This window comes from Enterobacter sp. MGH 33 (genome assembly GCF_000534535.1).
Lineage (GTDB): Bacteria > Pseudomonadota > Gammaproteobacteria > Enterobacterales > Enterobacteriaceae > Enterobacter > Enterobacter hormaechei_C.
Map to the genome: position 1 here is coordinate 532010 of NZ_KI973212.1, position 15843 is coordinate 547852.

At 56.2% G+C, this 15843-nt stretch carries 7 protein-coding genes and 2 rRNA genes; 8 read left to right on the forward strand and 1 reads right to left on the reverse strand.

The features are described 5' to 3' along the window. The first annotated feature begins 112 nt into the window (after window positions 1-112). The 6 genes from L379_RS21280 to aceK all read left to right on the forward strand — a co-directional run bounded on the left by L379_RS21280 (window position 113) and on the right by aceK (window position 9364). Window positions 113-3017, forward strand: a 23S ribosomal RNA gene (locus tag L379_RS21280). Between the two features lie 72 nt (window positions 3018-3089). Next, window positions 3090-3205, forward strand: a 5S ribosomal RNA gene (gene rrf, locus L379_RS21275). A gap of 218 nt (window positions 3206-3423) precedes the next feature. After that, window positions 3424-4353: a homoserine O-acetyltransferase MetA gene (metA, locus tag L379_RS21270; RefSeq protein WP_017382604.1), complete on the forward strand. Its 930-nt coding sequence runs from the start codon at window positions 3424-3426 to the stop codon at window positions 4351-4353. 270 nt (window positions 4354-4623) lie between these two features. Continuing rightward, window positions 4624-6225, forward strand: coding sequence for a malate synthase A (aceB, locus tag L379_RS21265; RefSeq protein ID WP_032652191.1), 1602 nt, complete (start codon window positions 4624-4626; stop codon window positions 6223-6225). A gap of 31 nt (window positions 6226-6256) precedes the next feature. Continuing rightward, window positions 6257-7561, forward strand: a complete 1305-nt coding sequence (gene aceA / locus L379_RS21260; RefSeq protein ID WP_032652193.1) for an isocitrate lyase — start codon at window positions 6257-6259, stop codon at window positions 7559-7561. Between the two features lie 51 nt (window positions 7562-7612). After that, window positions 7613-9364 carry a bifunctional isocitrate dehydrogenase kinase/phosphatase gene (gene aceK / locus L379_RS21255; RefSeq protein ID WP_032652196.1) on the forward strand — a complete coding sequence of 584 codons (1752 nt, stop codon included), beginning with the start codon at window positions 7613-7615 and terminating at the stop codon, window positions 9362-9364. 23 nt (window positions 9365-9387) lie between these two features. Here the strand turns inward: aceK and iclR are convergent, their stop codons facing one another. Continuing rightward, complete coding sequence (iclR, locus tag L379_RS21250) at window positions 9388-10215, reverse strand: glyoxylate bypass operon transcriptional repressor IclR (RefSeq protein WP_003860353.1); 828 nt, start codon at window positions 10213-10215, stop codon at window positions 9388-9390. Window positions 10216-10408: 193 nt separating this feature from the next. On the opposite strand from iclR, the gene metH reads away from it, so the two are divergent. Together metH and L379_RS21240 are read left to right on the forward strand one after the other, a co-directional pair. After that, a complete protein-coding gene (metH, locus tag L379_RS21245; protein WP_032652198.1) occupies window positions 10409-14092 on the forward strand; it encodes a methionine synthase in 3684 nt (1227 codons plus the stop codon). 116 nt (window positions 14093-14208) lie between these two features. After that, window positions 14209-15840 (forward strand): Na/Pi cotransporter family protein, encoded by a 1632-nt coding sequence (locus tag L379_RS21240; protein ID WP_003860350.1) that lies wholly within the window; start codon window positions 14209-14211, stop codon window positions 15838-15840. Window positions 15841-15843 lie beyond the last annotated feature (3 nt).

The window sequence follows — 15843 nt, forward strand, 5'->3', positions numbered from 1 at the left end:
TAAAAATCTGGATCAAGCTGAAAATTGAAACGACACACAGCTCATGTGTGTTCGAGTCTCTCAAATTTTCGCAAGTCGATGATGAATCGAAAGAAACATCTTCGGGTTGTGAGGTTAAGCGACTAAGCGTACACGGTGGATGCCCTGGCAGTCAGAGGCGATGAAGGACGTGCTAATCTGCGAAAAGCGCCGGCGAGGTGATATGAACCCTTGACCCGGCGATGTCCGAATGGGGAAACCCAGTGCAATCCGTTGCACTATCGTTAACTGAATACATAGGTTAACGAGGCGAACCGGGGGAACTGAAACATCTAAGTACCCCGAGGAAAAGAAATCAACCGAGATTCCCCCAGTAGCGGCGAGCGAACGGGGAGCAGCCCGGAGTCTGAATCAGCTTGTGTGTTAGTGGAACGGTCTGGAAAGTCCGACGGTACAGGGTGATAGTCCCGTACACGAAAATGCACATGCTGTGAACTCGAAGAGTAGGGCGGGACACGTGGTATCCTGTCTGAATATGGGGGGACCATCCTCCAAGGCTAAATACTCCTGACTGACCGATAGTGAACCAGTACCGTGAGGGAAAGGCGAAAAGAACCCCGGCGAGGGGAGTGAAAAAGAACCTGAAACCGTGTACGTACAAGCAGTGGGAGCCTCTTTATGGGGTGACTGCGTACCTTTTGTATAATGGGTCAGCGACTTATATTCTGTAGCAAGGTTAACCGTATAGGGGAGCCGAAGGGAAACCGAGTCTTAACTGGGCGTTAAGTTGCAGGGTATAGACCCGAAACCCGGTGATCTAGCCATGGGCAGGTTGAAGGTTGGGTAACACTAACTGGAGGACCGAACCGACTAATGTTGAAAAATTAGCGGATGACCTGTGGCTGGGGGTGAAAGGCCAATCAAACCGGGAGATAGCTGGTTCTCCCCGAAAGCTATTTAGGTAGCGCCTCGTGAACTCATCTTCGGGGGTAGAGCACTGTTTCGGCTAGGGGGCCATCCCGGCTTACCAACCCGATGCAAACTACGAATACCGAAGAATGTTATCACGGGAGACACACGGCGGGTGCTAACGTCCGTCGTGAAGAGGGAAACAACCCAGACCGCCAGCTAAGGTCCCAAAGTCATGGTTAAGTGGGAAACGATGTGGGAAGGCACAGACAGCCAGGATGTTGGCTTAGAAGCAGCCATCATTTAAAGAAAGCGTAATAGCTCACTGGTCGAGTCGGCCTGCGCGGAAGATGTAACGGGGCTAAACCATGCACCGAAGCTGCGGCAGCGACACTATGTGTTGTTGGGTAGGGGAGCGTTCTGTAAGCCGTTGAAGGTGTGCTGTGAGGCATGCTGGAGGTATCAGAAGTGCGAATGCTGACATAAGTAACGATAAAGCGGGTGAAAAGCCCGCTCGCCGGAAGACCAAGGGTTCCTGTCCAACGTTAATCGGGGCAGGGTGAGTCGACCCCTAAGGCGAGGCCGAAAGGCGTAGTCGATGGGAAACAGGTTAATATTCCTGTACTTGGTGTTACTGCGAAGGGGGGACGGAGAAGGCTATGTCAGCCGGGCGACGGTTGTCCCGGTTTAAGCATGTAGGCGGAGGTTCCAGGTAAATCCGGTACCTTGTTAACGCTGAGGTGTGATGACGAGGCACTACGGTGCTGAAGTGATAAATGCCCTGCTTCCAGGAAAAGCCTCTAAGCATCAGGTAACACGAAATCGTACCCCAAACCGACACAGGTGGTCAGGTAGAGAATACCAAGGCGCTTGAGAGAACTCGGGTGAAGGAACTAGGCAAAATGGTGCCGTAACTTCGGGAGAAGGCACGCTGATGTGTAGGTGAAGCCCCTGCGGGCGGAGCTGAAATCAGTCGAAGATACCAGCTGGCTGCAACTGTTTATTAAAAACACAGCACTGTGCAAACACGAAAGTGGACGTATACGGTGTGACGCCTGCCCGGTGCCGGAAGGTTAATTGATGGGGTTAGCGGCAACGCGAAGCTCTTGATCGAAGCCCCGGTAAACGGCGGCCGTAACTATAACGGTCCTAAGGTAGCGAAATTCCTTGTCGGGTAAGTTCCGACCTGCACGAATGGCGTAATGATGGCCAGGCTGTCTCCACCCGAGACTCAGTGAAATTGAACTCGCTGTGAAGATGCAGTGTACCCGCGGCAAGACGGAAAGACCCCGTGAACCTTTACTATAGCTTGACACTGAACACTGGTCCTTGATGTGTAGGATAGGTGGGAGGCTTTGAAGCGTGGACGCCAGTCTGCGTGGAGCCAACCTTGAAATACCACCCTTTAATGGCTGGTGTTCTAACGTAGACCCGTAATCCGGGTTGCGGACAGTGTCTGGTGGGTAGTTTGACTGGGGCGGTCTCCTCCCAAAGAGTAACGGAGGAGCACGAAGGTTGGCTAATCCTGGTCGGACATCAGGAGGTTAGTGCAATGGCATAAGCCAGCTTGACTGCGAGCGTGACGGCGCGAGCAGGTGCGAAAGCAGGTCATAGTGATCCGGTGGTTCTGAATGGAAGGGCCATCGCTCAACGGATAAAAGGTACTCCGGGGATAACAGGCTGATACCGCCCAAGAGTTCATATCGACGGCGGTGTTTGGCACCTCGATGTCGGCTCATCACATCCTGGGGCTGAAGTAGGTCCCAAGGGTATGGCTGTTCGCCATTTAAAGTGGTACGCGAGCTGGGTTTAGAACGTCGTGAGACAGTTCGGTCCCTATCTGCCGTGGGCGCTGGAGAATTGAGGGGGGCTGCTCCTAGTACGAGAGGACCGGAGTGGACGCATCACTGGTGTTCGGGTTGTCATGCCAATGGCACTGCCCGGTAGCTAAATGCGGAAGAGATAAGTGCTGAAAGCATCTAAGCACGAAACTTGCCCCGAGATGAGTTCTCCCTGAGACTTTAAGTCTCCTGAAGGAACGTTAAAGACGATGACGTTGATAGGTCGGGTGTGTAAGCGCAGCGATGCGTTGAGCTAACCGATACTAATGAACCGTGAGGCTTAACCTTACAACGCCGAAGGTGTTTTGGCGAAGAGACAGACAATCAAATTTCAGCTTTGATACAGATTAACAGAATTTGCCTGGCGGCTTTAGCGCGGTGGTCCCACCTGACCCCATGCCGAACTCAGAAGTGAAACGCCGTAGCGCCGATGGTAGTGTGGGGTCTCCCCATGTGAGAGTAGGGAACTGCCAGGCATCAATTAAGAAGAACCCCGTACCGTAAGGTGCGGGGTTTTTTGCTTTGTACGTTCTGAAAAGTCGGGTGGTGGCCCAGCCTTACCCGCCCTACATGCTTTCCCTCCTTGAAACTTTCTCACCTTTCGCTTGCAGACTCGACATTAACCCCGTTTCTGGGTATCGTTAGCTGTCTGGATGTCTAAACGTTTATACGTATGCTGTGAGGATTTAAGGTTATGCCGATTCGGGTGCAGGACGAGCTACCAGCCGTCAATTTCTTGCGTGAAGAGAATGTCTTCGTAATGACAACTTCGCGTGCTTCTGGTCAGGAAATTCGCCCGCTGAAGGTGCTGATCCTTAATCTGATGCCAAAGAAGATCGAAACGGAGAACCAGTTCCTGCGCTTGCTCTCCAACTCTCCGCTTCAGGTTGATATCCAGCTGCTGCGCATTGACGCGCGTGAGTCACGCAACACGCCTGCTGAGCATCTGAATAACTTCTACTGTAATTTTGAAGATATTCGCGATGAGAATTTCGATGGACTGATCGTCACCGGCGCACCGCTGGGCCTGGTGGAATTTAATGACGTTGCCTACTGGCCACAGATCAGGCAGGTGCTGGAGTGGGCAAAAGATCACGTCACGTCCACCTTGTTTGTCTGTTGGGCGGTACAGGCCGCACTGAATATCCTCTATGGCATTCCCAAGCAAACCCGCAGCGACAAACTTTCTGGCGTATACGAACACCACATTCTTCACCCGCATGCGCTGCTGACGCGTGGTTTCGATGACACTTTCCTGGCCCCGCATTCTCGCTACGCCGATTTTCCGGCACAGCTGATCCGCGATTACACCGACCTGGAGATCCTGGCCGAAACTGAAGACGGCGATGCCTACCTGTTCGCCAGTAAAGACAAACGCATCGCGTTCGTTACCGGCCATCCTGAGTACGATCCGCATACCCTCGCGTCAGAGTATTTTCGTGACGTTGAAGCGGGTCTGAATCCGGATGTCCCGTACAACTATTTCCCGAAAAACGATCCGCAAAACACGCCTCGGGCAACCTGGCGTAGTCACGGAAATTTGCTGTTCACCAACTGGCTCAACTATTACGTCTACCAGATTACGCCGTACGATCTGCGCCACATGAATCCGACGCTGGAGTAATCGTCTGCATTAAACGATCCTAAAGCGTTTCAGCTATTCAGATCAGGCACCTTCGGGTGCCTTTTTTATTTCCGAAATCCAACTCAACCCCGTGAAAAACTTTAATGTCATATTAATCAATCGGTTGTGATTATATATAAATTAAAATGGAAATTGTTTTTGATTTTGGAAAAATTATAGATAGTCTTAATTCTGCTGAGCGAAAACTACACAACGATCTTTCGCTCGCGTCGGGGGCGTGATTTTGGATCTTTGATGAGGAGCAGAACGATGACTCAACAGGCAACAACGGTCGATGAACTGACCTTTACCCAGCCGAATGGTGAACAAGAACAGCAAGTTTTGACGGCAGAAGCGGTAGAGTTTCTGACTGAACTGGTGACTCGCTTTACGCCACAGCGTAATAAACTGCTGGCGGCGCGCATTCATCAACAGCAGGAGATCGATAACGGCAAGTTGCCAGGGTTTATTTCGGAAACCGCTTCCATTCGTCATGGTGAATGGAAAATTCGCGGAATCCCTGAAGATTTACAGGATCGTCGCGTAGAGATCACCGGTCCGGTAGAGCGCAAAATGGTGATCAACGCCATGAATGCCAACGTCAAAGTATTTATGGCGGACTTCGAAGATTCCCTCGCGCCGGACTGGCAGAAAGTTATCGACGGGCAGATCAACCTGCGCGACGCCGTCAACGGCACCATCAGCTATACCAACGAAGCCGGTAAAATTTACCAGCTCAAACCGAATCCGGCGGTGCTGATCTGCCGCGTACGCGGTCTGCATTTGCCAGAAAAACACGTCACCTGGCGCGGAGAAGCGATTCCGGGCAGCCTGTTCGACTTTGCGCTGTACTTCTTTCACAACTATAAAAACCTGCTGGCGAAAGGCAGCGGCCCCTATTTCTATCTGCCGAAAACCCAGTCCTGGCAGGAAGCGGCGTGGTGGAGTGAAGTTTTCAGCTACGCAGAAGACCGCTTTGGCCTGCCGCGCGGCACCATTAAGGCCACGCTGCTGATTGAAACCCTGCCTGCCGTATTCCAGATGCATGAGATCCTCCATGCGCTGCGTGACCATATTGTGGGCCTGAACTGCGGCCGTTGGGATTACATCTTCAGCTACATCAAAACCCTGAAAAACCATGCCGACCGGGTATTGCCGGATCGTCAGGTTGTCACCATGGATAAACCGTTCCTCAGCGCCTACTCGCGCCTGCTGATTAAGACCTGCCACAAACGCGGCGCCTTTGCGATGGGCGGTATGGCGGCGTTTATCCCGAGCAAAGATGCAGAGCGTAACAATCAGGTGCTCAACAAGGTGAAAGCCGATAAAGAGCTGGAAGCCCGTAATGGCCACGACGGGACGTGGATTGCCCATCCTGGTCTGGCCGATACGGCGATGGAAGTCTTTAACCACGTACTCGGCGACAACAAAAACCAGCTGTTTGTCACCCGTGAAGACGATGCGCCAATCGCAGAAGAACAGTTGCTGGCGCCGTGTGCGGGCGAACGCACGGAAGAGGGGATGCGCGCCAACATTCGCGTCGCCGTGCAGTACATCGAGGCATGGATCTCAGGCAACGGCTGCGTGCCGATCTACGGCCTTATGGAAGATGCCGCCACGGCGGAAATTTCACGTACCTCCATCTGGCAGTGGATCCGTCATCAAAAAACGCTCAGCAACGGCAAACCGGTAACCAAAGCCCTGTTCCGTCAGATGCTGGCCGAAGAGATGCGGGTCATCCAGGACGAACTGGGCGAGCACCGCTTCAGCAGTGGGCGTTTTGACGATGCCGCACGTCTGATGGAGCAAATCACCACCTCTGATGACTTAATCGACTTCCTGACCCTGCCGGGCTACCGCTTCCTGGCGTAATTCACCACATAACAATATGGAGCATCTGCACATGAAAACCCGTACCCAACAGATCGAAGAGTTACAAAAAGAGTGGACCCAACCGCGCTGGGAAGGCATTCGCCGTCCGTACAGCGCAGAGGAAGTGGTGAAGTTACGCGGCTCGGTTAACCCGGAATGTACGCTGGCGCAGAACGGCGCGGCGAAAATGTGGGATCTGCTGCATGGGGGGTCTAAAAAAGGCTATATCAACAGCCTCGGCGCGCTGACCGGCGGTCAGGCATTGCAGCAGGCGAAGGCCGGCATTGAGGCTATCTATCTTTCCGGCTGGCAGGTCGCGGCGGATGCTAACCTGGCCGCCAGCATGTATCCGGATCAATCTCTTTATCCGGCGAACTCGGTGCCGTCAGTGGTGGATCGGATCAACAATACCTTCCGCCGTGCGGATCAGATCCAGTGGGCCGCGGGTATCGAACCCCACGATCCGCGTTTTATCGACTATTTCCTGCCGATCGTCGCCGATGCGGAAGCCGGTTTCGGCGGCGTGCTGAACGCCTTTGAGCTGATGAAATCCATGATTGAGGCCGGTGCAGCGGCCGTTCACTTTGAAGATCAGCTGGCGTCGGTGAAGAAGTGCGGGCATATGGGCGGGAAAGTGCTGGTGCCAACCCAGGAAGCGATCCAGAAGCTGGTTGCCGCGCGTCTGGCTGCTGACGTGCTCGGCGTGCCGACGCTGGTGATTGCCCGTACCGATGCGGACGCGGCGGACCTGATCACCTCTGACTGCGACCCGTATGACAGCGAATTCATTACCGGCGAACGTACCAGCGAAGGGTTCTATCGCACAAATGCCGGTATTGAACAGGCGATCAGCCGCGGCCTGGCGTATGCCCCTTACGCCGACCTGGTCTGGTGTGAAACCTCCACGCCGGATCTGGCGCTGGCGAAGCGCTTTGCCGATGCGATTCATGCGAAGTATCCGGGCAAGCTGCTGGCCTATAACTGTTCGCCGTCCTTCAACTGGCAAAAGAATCTGGACGATACGACCATCGCCAGCTTCCAGCAGCAATTGTCATATATGGGCTACAAGTACCAGTTCATCACTCTGGCGGGTATCCACAGCATGTGGTTCAACATGTTCGACCTGGCGCACGCCTACGCGCAGGGCGAAGGCATGAAACACTATGTTGAGAAGGTACAGCAGCCAGAATTTGCGGCGGGCAAAGAAGGATATACCTTCGTTTCGCACCAGCAGGAAGTGGGAACCGGCTACTTCGATAATGTGACCACGATTATTCAGGGCGGGGCCTCCTCCGTCACGGCATTAACGGGCTCGACGGAAGAAGCACAGTTCTAATCTTTTCCCCCTCTCCCCCCTCGGGGAGAGGGTTGGGGTGAGGGGGAATATATGTCGCGTGGTCTGGAATTACTGATTGCCCAAACTATTTTGCAGGGCTTCGATGCCCAGTATGGCCGCTTTCTGGAAGTCACCTCCGGCGCGCAACAGCGTTTTGAGCACGCCGACTGGCATGCGGTTCAGCAGGCCATGAAGCAGCGTATCCATCTTTATGATCACCACGTAGGTCTGGTGGTGGAGCAACTGCGCTGTATCACCGACGGTAAAAGCCCGGATGCGGAATTTTTACTGCGCGTGAAAGAGCATTACACCCATCTGTTACCCGACTACCCGCGCTTCGAGATTGCGGAGAGCTTTTTCAACTCCGTCTATTGCCGGTTATTTGACCACCGCTCATTATCTCCTGAGCGGTTATTTATCTTCAGCTCCCAGCCGGAGCGCCGCTTCCGTACCATTCCGCGTCCGCTGGCGAAAGATTTCTTTCCCGATCGCGGCTGGGAAAAGCTCCTGCACCGCGTCTTAATGGATTTGCCGCTGCGCCTGCCGTGGGAGAATAAACCCCGGGATATCGGCTATATCCACGCGTATCTCAGTGAAACCTTCGGCGAGGCGGTGCTCAGCCGCAGCCATTTGCAGGTTGCCAACGAGCTTTTCTACCGGAATAAGGCCGCCTGGCTGGTGGGCAAACTGGTTACGCCGACAGCCATCGTGCCGTTTCTGCTGCCGATTCACCGTACCGACGACGGGGAACTGTTTGTCGATACCTGCCTGACCACCGGCGCCGAGGCCAGCATCGTATTTGGCTTCGCCCGTTCCTATTTCATGGTCTATGCCCCACTGCCTGCCGCCCTGGTGGAGTGGCTGCGCGAGATCCTGCCGGGCAAAACCACCGCCGAGTTGTATATGGCGATTGGCTGTCAGAAGCATGCCAAAACGGAAAGTTATCGGGAATACCTGCGTTATGTCACCACGGCTGATGAGCAGTTTATCGAAGCGCCGGGGATCCGCGGCATGGTGATGCTGGTTTTCACACTGCCGGGCTTCGACCGCGTGTTTAAGGTGATTAAGGATAAATTTGCCCCGCAGAAAGAGATGACCGCCGCTCACGTCCGCGCCTGCTATCAGCTGGTTAAAGAGCACGATCGCGTCGGGCGAATGGCGGATACCCAGGAGTTTGAAAACTTTGTGCTGGATAAGCAGCAGATCGATCCGTCGCTGATGTCGCTGCTAATGCAGGAAGCGCCGACGAAAATTACCGATCTTGGCGATAAGATTGCGATTAGCCATCTCTATATCGAACGCCGGATGGTGCCGCTAAATATCTGGCTGGAGCAGTCCGAAGGTCAGGCTTTACGAGACGCCATTGAAGAGTACGGCAATGCGATTCGCCAGCTCGCCGCCGCCAATATTTTCCCCGGCGACATGCTGTTTAAAAACTTCGGCGTCACCCGTCACGGGCGGGTGGTGTTCTACGATTACGATGAAATTTGCTACATGACCGAGGTGAACTTCCGCGATATCCCGCCGCCGCGCTACCCGGAAGATGAACTGTCCAGCGAGCCGTGGTACAGCGTATCGCCGGGCGATGTGTTTCCGGAGGAGTTTCGCCACTGGCTTTGTGCCGACCCGCGCATCGGGCCGCTATTCGAAGAGATGCATGCCGATCTGTTCCGCGCCAGCTACTGGCGCGGGCTGCAAACGCGGATCAAAAATGGGCACGTGGAAGATGTCTATGCTTACCGCCGCAAGCAGCGGTTTTGCATCCGCTTTTCTCCCTCTCCCTGTGGGAGAGGGCCGGGGTGAGGGCATCAGGCGGCAATGCACGTTTAACGAATCCCACCATATGCCAGCGTCACCTCTTTCGCGGCCTTAATCACCATCGCGCCCAGCTCGGTGACGCGGTCGTCGGTCATACGTGAAATCGGCCCGGAGATGGAGATGGCGGCAAACGGCTCGCGGTGCTCGTCAAAAATGCAGGACGCGAGGCAGCGCAGCCCGAGGGCATGTTCTTCGTCATCAAACGAATAGCCGCGCTTGCGGGTCAGAGCCAGATCTTCTTTCAGATGCACCGGCGACACCAGCGTGGCGTGGGTATAGGCGTGCAGTCCTTTACGGTGCAGCAGCCCCGTTACCTGCTCTTCGCTCAGCTGCGAGAGAAACGCTTTCCCTGCGCCAGAGGCGTGCATCGGCAACTTGCCGCCAATCGGCGCGGACATGCGCATCAGCTGCGTACACTGCACCTGGTCGATGATAATCGCCTGGTGATCGCTCTGATCCAGCACGGCCAGGTTTACCGTCTCGCCGGACTCCTCCATCAGCTTGCGCAGAATCGGGTGGACAATCGCCAGCAGGTTGCGGCTTTGCAGGAAGCTGCTGCCGACAATAAACGCATGCGCCCCCACCGCCCAGTGCCCCAGCTCGCCCACCTGACGCACGAAGCCCAGCTGCTGCATGGTGGTCAGCAGACGGTGCGTGGTGGAGTTCGGCAGGCCAGCCTGCTGCGCCAGCTCCGTCAGGGCCACGCTACCATGCGATTCGGCTATCCATTCCAGCAGCTTCAGGCCGCGCGTCAGGGATTGAACCTGTCCGCCAGGTTGTGCAGCGGTGGTTGCAGCAGGTTTTCTGCCGCGTTTAGCGGGAACGGTCGTAACCATGACGAACTCCTTTTTCTGTATCGTGGAAATCATTTTCGTTTTATTTGGTGGTTTTGCAACCGCTTTCCTGACTGATCGGAGGAGTGATAGTGAACATGTCTCATGTTACCGCTGTGTGACTTTTCGACCCTGCGAGATTATGCCAGTATGGAACGCAGCCTTTTGGCCTTGTTGAGCGTTGTCGGGAGCAAGTGTGAGCAGCAAAGTAGAGCAACTGCGTGCGCAGTTAAATGAACGAATTCTGGTGCTGGACGGCGGCATGGGCACCATGATCCAGGGCTATCGTCTGAGTGAAGACGATTTCCGCGGCGAGCGCTTTGCCGACTGGCCTTGTGACCTGAAAGGGAACAATGACCTGCTGGTGTTAAGCAAACCGTCTGTTATCAGGGATATCCACAACGCTTACTTCGAAGCGGGTGCGGATATTGTTGAAACCAACACCTTCAACTCGACAACCATCGCCATGGCGGATTACCAGATGGAATCCCTGTCGGCGGAGATCAACTTTGAAGCGGCGAAGCTGGCGCGCGCCTGCGCCGACGAATGGACGGCCCGTACGCCGGACAAGCCGCGCTACGTAGCCGGGGTGCTGGGCCCAACCAACCGCACCGCGTCGATTTCTCCGGACGTCAACGACCCGGCGTTTCGGAACATCACCTTTGACCAGCTGGTGGCCGCGTATCGTGAGTCCACTAAAGCGCTGGTGGAAGGCGGTTCCGATCTGATCCTGATTGAAACCGTATTCGACACCCTCAACGCCAAAGCCGCGATCTACGCGGTGAAAGAGGAGTTCGAGGCGCTGGGCGTTGACCTGCCGATCATGATTTCCGGCACCATCACTGACGCTTCTGGCCGTACACTGTCCGGCCAGACAACCGAAGCGTTTTATAACTCCCTGCGCCACGCCGAAGCGCTCTCCTTCGGCCTGAACTGCGCGCTGGGGCCGGACGAGCTGCGCCAGTACGTGCAGGAGCTTTCGCGCATCGCAGAGTGCTACGTCACCGCCCACCCGAACGCCGGTCTGCCGAACGCGTTTGGTGAGTACGATCTGGATGCCGACACCATGGCGGCGCAAATCCGCGAATGGGCCGAATCTGGTTTCCTCAACATCGTCGGCGGCTGCTGCGGCACCACGCCGGAGCATATCGCCGCCATGAGCCGCGCCGTCGCCGGGCTTCCACCGCGCAAGCTACCCGAGCTTCCGGTAGCCTGTCGTCTGTCCGGCCTGGAGCCGTTGACCATCGGCGACGACAGCCTGTTTGTGAACGTGGGTGAACGTACTAACGTTACCGGTTCTGCGAAGTTCAAGCGCCTGATCAAAGAAGAGAAGTACAGCGAAGCGCTGGACGTTGCTCGCCAGCAGGTGGAAAGCGGCGCGCAGATTATCGATATCAACATGGACGAGGGGATGCTTGATGCCGAAGCGGCAATGGTGCGTTTCCTCAACCTGATTGCCGGTGAGCCGGATATCGCCCGCGTGCCGATCATGATTGACTCCTCCAAGTGGGAGGTCATCGAAAAAGGGCTGAAGTGCATTCAGGGCAAAGGCATCGTTAACTCCATCTCGATGAAAGAGGGCGTCGATACCTTTATCCACCACGCGAAGCTGGTCCGTCGCTACGGAGCCGCCGTGGTGGTGATGGCCTTCGATGAAGTGGGCCAGGCCGATACCCGCGAGCGCAAGATTGATATTTGCCGCCGCGCGTACAAAATTTTGACCGAAGAGGTGGGCTTCCCGCCGGAAGACATCATCTTCGACCCGAACATCTTCGCCGTCGCGACCGGCATCGAAGAGCACAACAACTACGCCCAGGACTTTATCGGCGCGTGTGAAGACATTAAACGCGAGCTACCGCATGCGCTGATCTCCGGCGGCGTGTCAAACGTGTCGTTCTCGTTCCGCGGCAACGACCCGGTGCGTGAGGCGATCCACGCCGTATTCCTCTACTACGCCATCCGCAACGGGATGGACATGGGGATCGTCAACGCCGGCCAGCTGGCAATTTACGACGATCTGCCAGCCGAGCTGCGCGACGCCGTAGAAGACGTGATCCTCAATCGTCGTGACGACGCCACCGAACGCATGCTGGATCTGGCGGAAAAATACCGCGGCAGTAAATCTGACGAATCAGCCAACGTTCAACAGGCCGAATGGCGCTCCTGGGATGTGAATAAGCGTCTGGAATACTCGCTGGTAAAAGGCATTACCGAGTTTATCGAGCAGGATACCGAGGAAGCGCGTCAGCAGGCCGCCCGTCCGATTGAAGTGATCGAAGGGCCGCTGATGGACGGTATGAACGTGGTCGGCGATCTGTTCGGCGAGGGCAAAATGTTCCTGCCGCAGGTGGTGAAATCCGCCCGCGTCATGAAGCAGGCGGTGGCGTATCTGGAACCCTTTATCGAAGCCAGCAAAGAGAAGGGCTCCAGTAACGGTAAAATGGTCATCGCCACCGTGAAGGGCGACGTACACGACATCGGCAAAAACATCGTTGGCGTGGTGTTGCAGTGTAATAACTACGAAATTATCGATCTTGGCGTGATGGTCCCGGCGGATAAAATCCTCAGGACCGCGCGCGAAGTGAATGCGGATCTGATTGGTCTTTCCGGGCTGATTACGCCTTCGCTTGACGAAATGGTCAACGTGGCAAAAGAGATGGAGCGCCAGGGCTTTACCATTCCGCTGCTGATTGGCGGGGCAACCACCTCGAAAGCCCACACGGCGGTGAAAATCGAGCAGAACTACAGTGGGCCGACGGTGTATGTTCAAAACGCCTCGCGCACCGTGGGCGTGGTCTCCGCGCTGCTGTCCGACACCCAGCGCGATGACTTTGTCGCCCGCACCCGCAAAGAGTATGAAACCGTCCGCATTCAGCATGGACGTAAGAAACCGCGCACGCCGCCGGTTTCGCTTCAGGCGGCGCGCGATAACGATCTGGCGTTCGACTGGTCCAGCTATACGCCGCCGGTCGCACACCGTCTGGGCGTGCAGGACGTGACGGCCAGCATCGAAACGCTGCGTAACTACATCGACTGGACGCCGTTCTTCATGACCTGGTCGCTGGCGGGCAAATATCCGCGCATTCTTGAAGATGAGGTGGTGGGCGAAGAGGCGAAGCGCCTGTTTAAAGATGCTAACGACATGCTCGACAGGCTGAGCGCAGAGAAAGCCCTCAACCCGCGCGGCGTGGTGGGGCTGTTCCCGGCGAACCGCGTGGGCGACGATGTGGAAATCTACCGCGATGAAACCCGCACCCACGTGCTGGCCGTGAGCCACCACCTGCGCCAGCAAACCGAGAAAGTGGGCTTTGCCAACTACTGCCTGGCGGATTTCGTCGCACCGAAACTCTCCGGTAAAGCCGACTATATCGGCGCGTTCGCCGTAACCGGCGGTCTGGAAGAAGACGCGCTGGCGGATGCGTACGACGCGCAGCACGATGATTACAACAAAATCATGGTGAAAGCGATCGCCGACCGTCTGGCGGAAGCCTTCGCTGAATATCTGCATGAACGCGTACGTAAGGTTTACTGGGGCTACGCGGCGAATGAGAACCTCAGCAACGAGGAGCTGATCCGCGAAAACTACCAGGGCATTCGTCCGGCGCCGGGGTATCCGGCCTGCCCGGAACACACAGAAAAGGGCACTATCTGGAAGTTGCTGGACGTCGAAGCGCATACTGGCATGAAGCTCACCGAGTCGTTCGCCATGTGGCCGGGCGCGTCCGTTTCCGGCTGGTATTTCAGCCACCCGGACAGCAAGTACTTCGCCGTGGCACAGCTTCAGCGCGATCAGATTGAGGATTACGCCCTGCGTAAAGGCATGAGCGTGTCAGAGGTGGAACGCTGGCTGGCGCCGAATTTGGGCTACGACGCAGACTAACGTCACTTTTCCTTACAACAAACAGGGCACCGCTATGGTGCCTTGTCTCTTTCTTACGTTTAAACCCTTATACTGAACCTCAGGAAAACGAATAACGATAAGGAGGAATACCTACCGTGTTGACGTTGTTACACCTGCTCTCCGCAGTCGCACTGCTGGTATGGGGCACCCATATCGTTCGTACCGGCGTGATGCGCGTGTTTGGCGCACGTTTACGTACCGTTCTCAGCGGCAGCGTTGAGAAGAAGCCACTCGCCTTCTGCGCGGGTATTGGCGTCACGGCGCTGGTGCAAAGCAGCAACGCCACCACCATGCTCGTCACCTCGTTCGTGGCGCAGGATCTGGTGGCGCTCGCCCCGGCGCTGGTGATTGTCCTTGGCGCCGACGTCGGTACCGCGCTGATGGCGCGTATCCTGACGTTCGATCTCTCCTGGCTGTCGCCACTGCTGATTTTTATCGGCGTCATTTTCTTCCTCGGCCGTAAGCAAAGCCGTGCCGGGCAGCTTGGCCGCGTCGGTATTGGCCTCGGGCTGATCCTGCTGGCACTGGAGCTGATTGTGCAGGCTGTCACGCCGATCACCCAGGCCAACGGTGTGCAGGTTATCTTCGCCTCGTTAACCGGCGACATTATGCTGGATGCGCTGATCGGCGCGGTATTTGCCATCGTCAGCTACTCCAGCCTGGCAGCGGTCCTGCTGACGGCGACCTTAACCGCCGCAGGGGTAATTTCCTTCCCGGTGGCGCTGTGCCTGGTGATCGGTGCCAACCTCGGCTCTGGCCTGCTGGCGATGCTCAACAACAGCGCCGCCAACGCTGCCGCCCGCCGGGTGGCGCTGGGGAGTTTACTGTTTAAGCTGGTGGGTAGCCTGATCATTCTGCCGTTTGTGCACCCGCTGGCGAACCTGATGGATAATCTCTCTCTGCCGAAAGCGGAGCTGGTGATCTACTTCCACGTCTTCTACAACCTGGTGCGCTGTCTGGCGATGGTGCCGTTTGCCGCGCCGATGGCCCGCTTCTGCGAGCGGCTTATTCGTGATGAACCGGAGCTGGACGCGCGCCTTAAACCGAAGCATCTGGACACCTCGGTGCTGGATACTCCTGCGCTGGCAATCGCCAATGCCGCCCGCGAAACGCTGCGCATGGGCGACGCGATGGAAACCATGCTGGAAGGGCTGCAAAAGGTGATGCACGGCGAGCCGCGCGAAGAAAAAGAGCTGCGCAGGCTGGCGGACGATATCAACGTGCTCTATACCGCCATCAAGCTCTATCTGGCGCGGATCCCCCAGGACGAGCTGGCGGAAGAGGAGTCCCGCCGCTGGGCGGAAATCATCGAGATGTCGCTTAACCTGGAGCAGGCTTCGGATATTGTCGAGCGTATGGGCAGTGAAATCGCGGACAAATCCCTGGCCGCACGTCGGGCGTTTTCTGTTGAAGGGCTGAAAGAACTGGAAGCGCTGCACGAACAGCTGGTCAGCAACCTGAAGCTGGCGATGTCGGTCTTCTTCTCCAGCGACGTGCCGAGCGCGCGCCGCCTGCGCCGCAATAAGCATCGTTTCCGCATCCTTAATCGCCGCTACTCACACGCCCACGTTGAGCGTCTGCACCAGCAGAACGTGCAGAGTATCGAGACCAGCTCACTCCACCTGGGGCTGCTGGGGGATATGAAGCGTCTCAACTCGTTGTTCTGTGCGGTGGCCTATAGCGTGATGGAGCAGCCGGATGAAGACGATGAGCGGGATGAGTATTAATCT

Excerpts from the sequence above, each read along its gene's own strand:
- metA (WP_017382604.1), top strand. The coding sequence starts at position 3,424 with ATGCCGATTCGGGTGCAGGACGAGCTACCAGCCGTCAATTTCTTGCGT.
- aceB (WP_032652191.1), top strand. The coding sequence starts at position 4,624 with ATGACTCAACAGGCAACAACGGTCGATGAACTGACCTTTACCCAGCCG.
- aceA (WP_032652193.1), top strand. The coding sequence starts at position 6,257 with ATGAAAACCCGTACCCAACAGATCGAAGAGTTACAAAAAGAGTGGACC.
- aceK (WP_032652196.1), top strand. The coding sequence starts at position 7,613 with ATGTCGCGTGGTCTGGAATTACTGATTGCCCAAACTATTTTGCAGGGC.
- iclR (WP_003860353.1), bottom strand. The coding sequence starts at position 10,215 with ATGGTTACGACCGTTCCCGCTAAACGCGGCAGAAAACCTGCTGCAACC.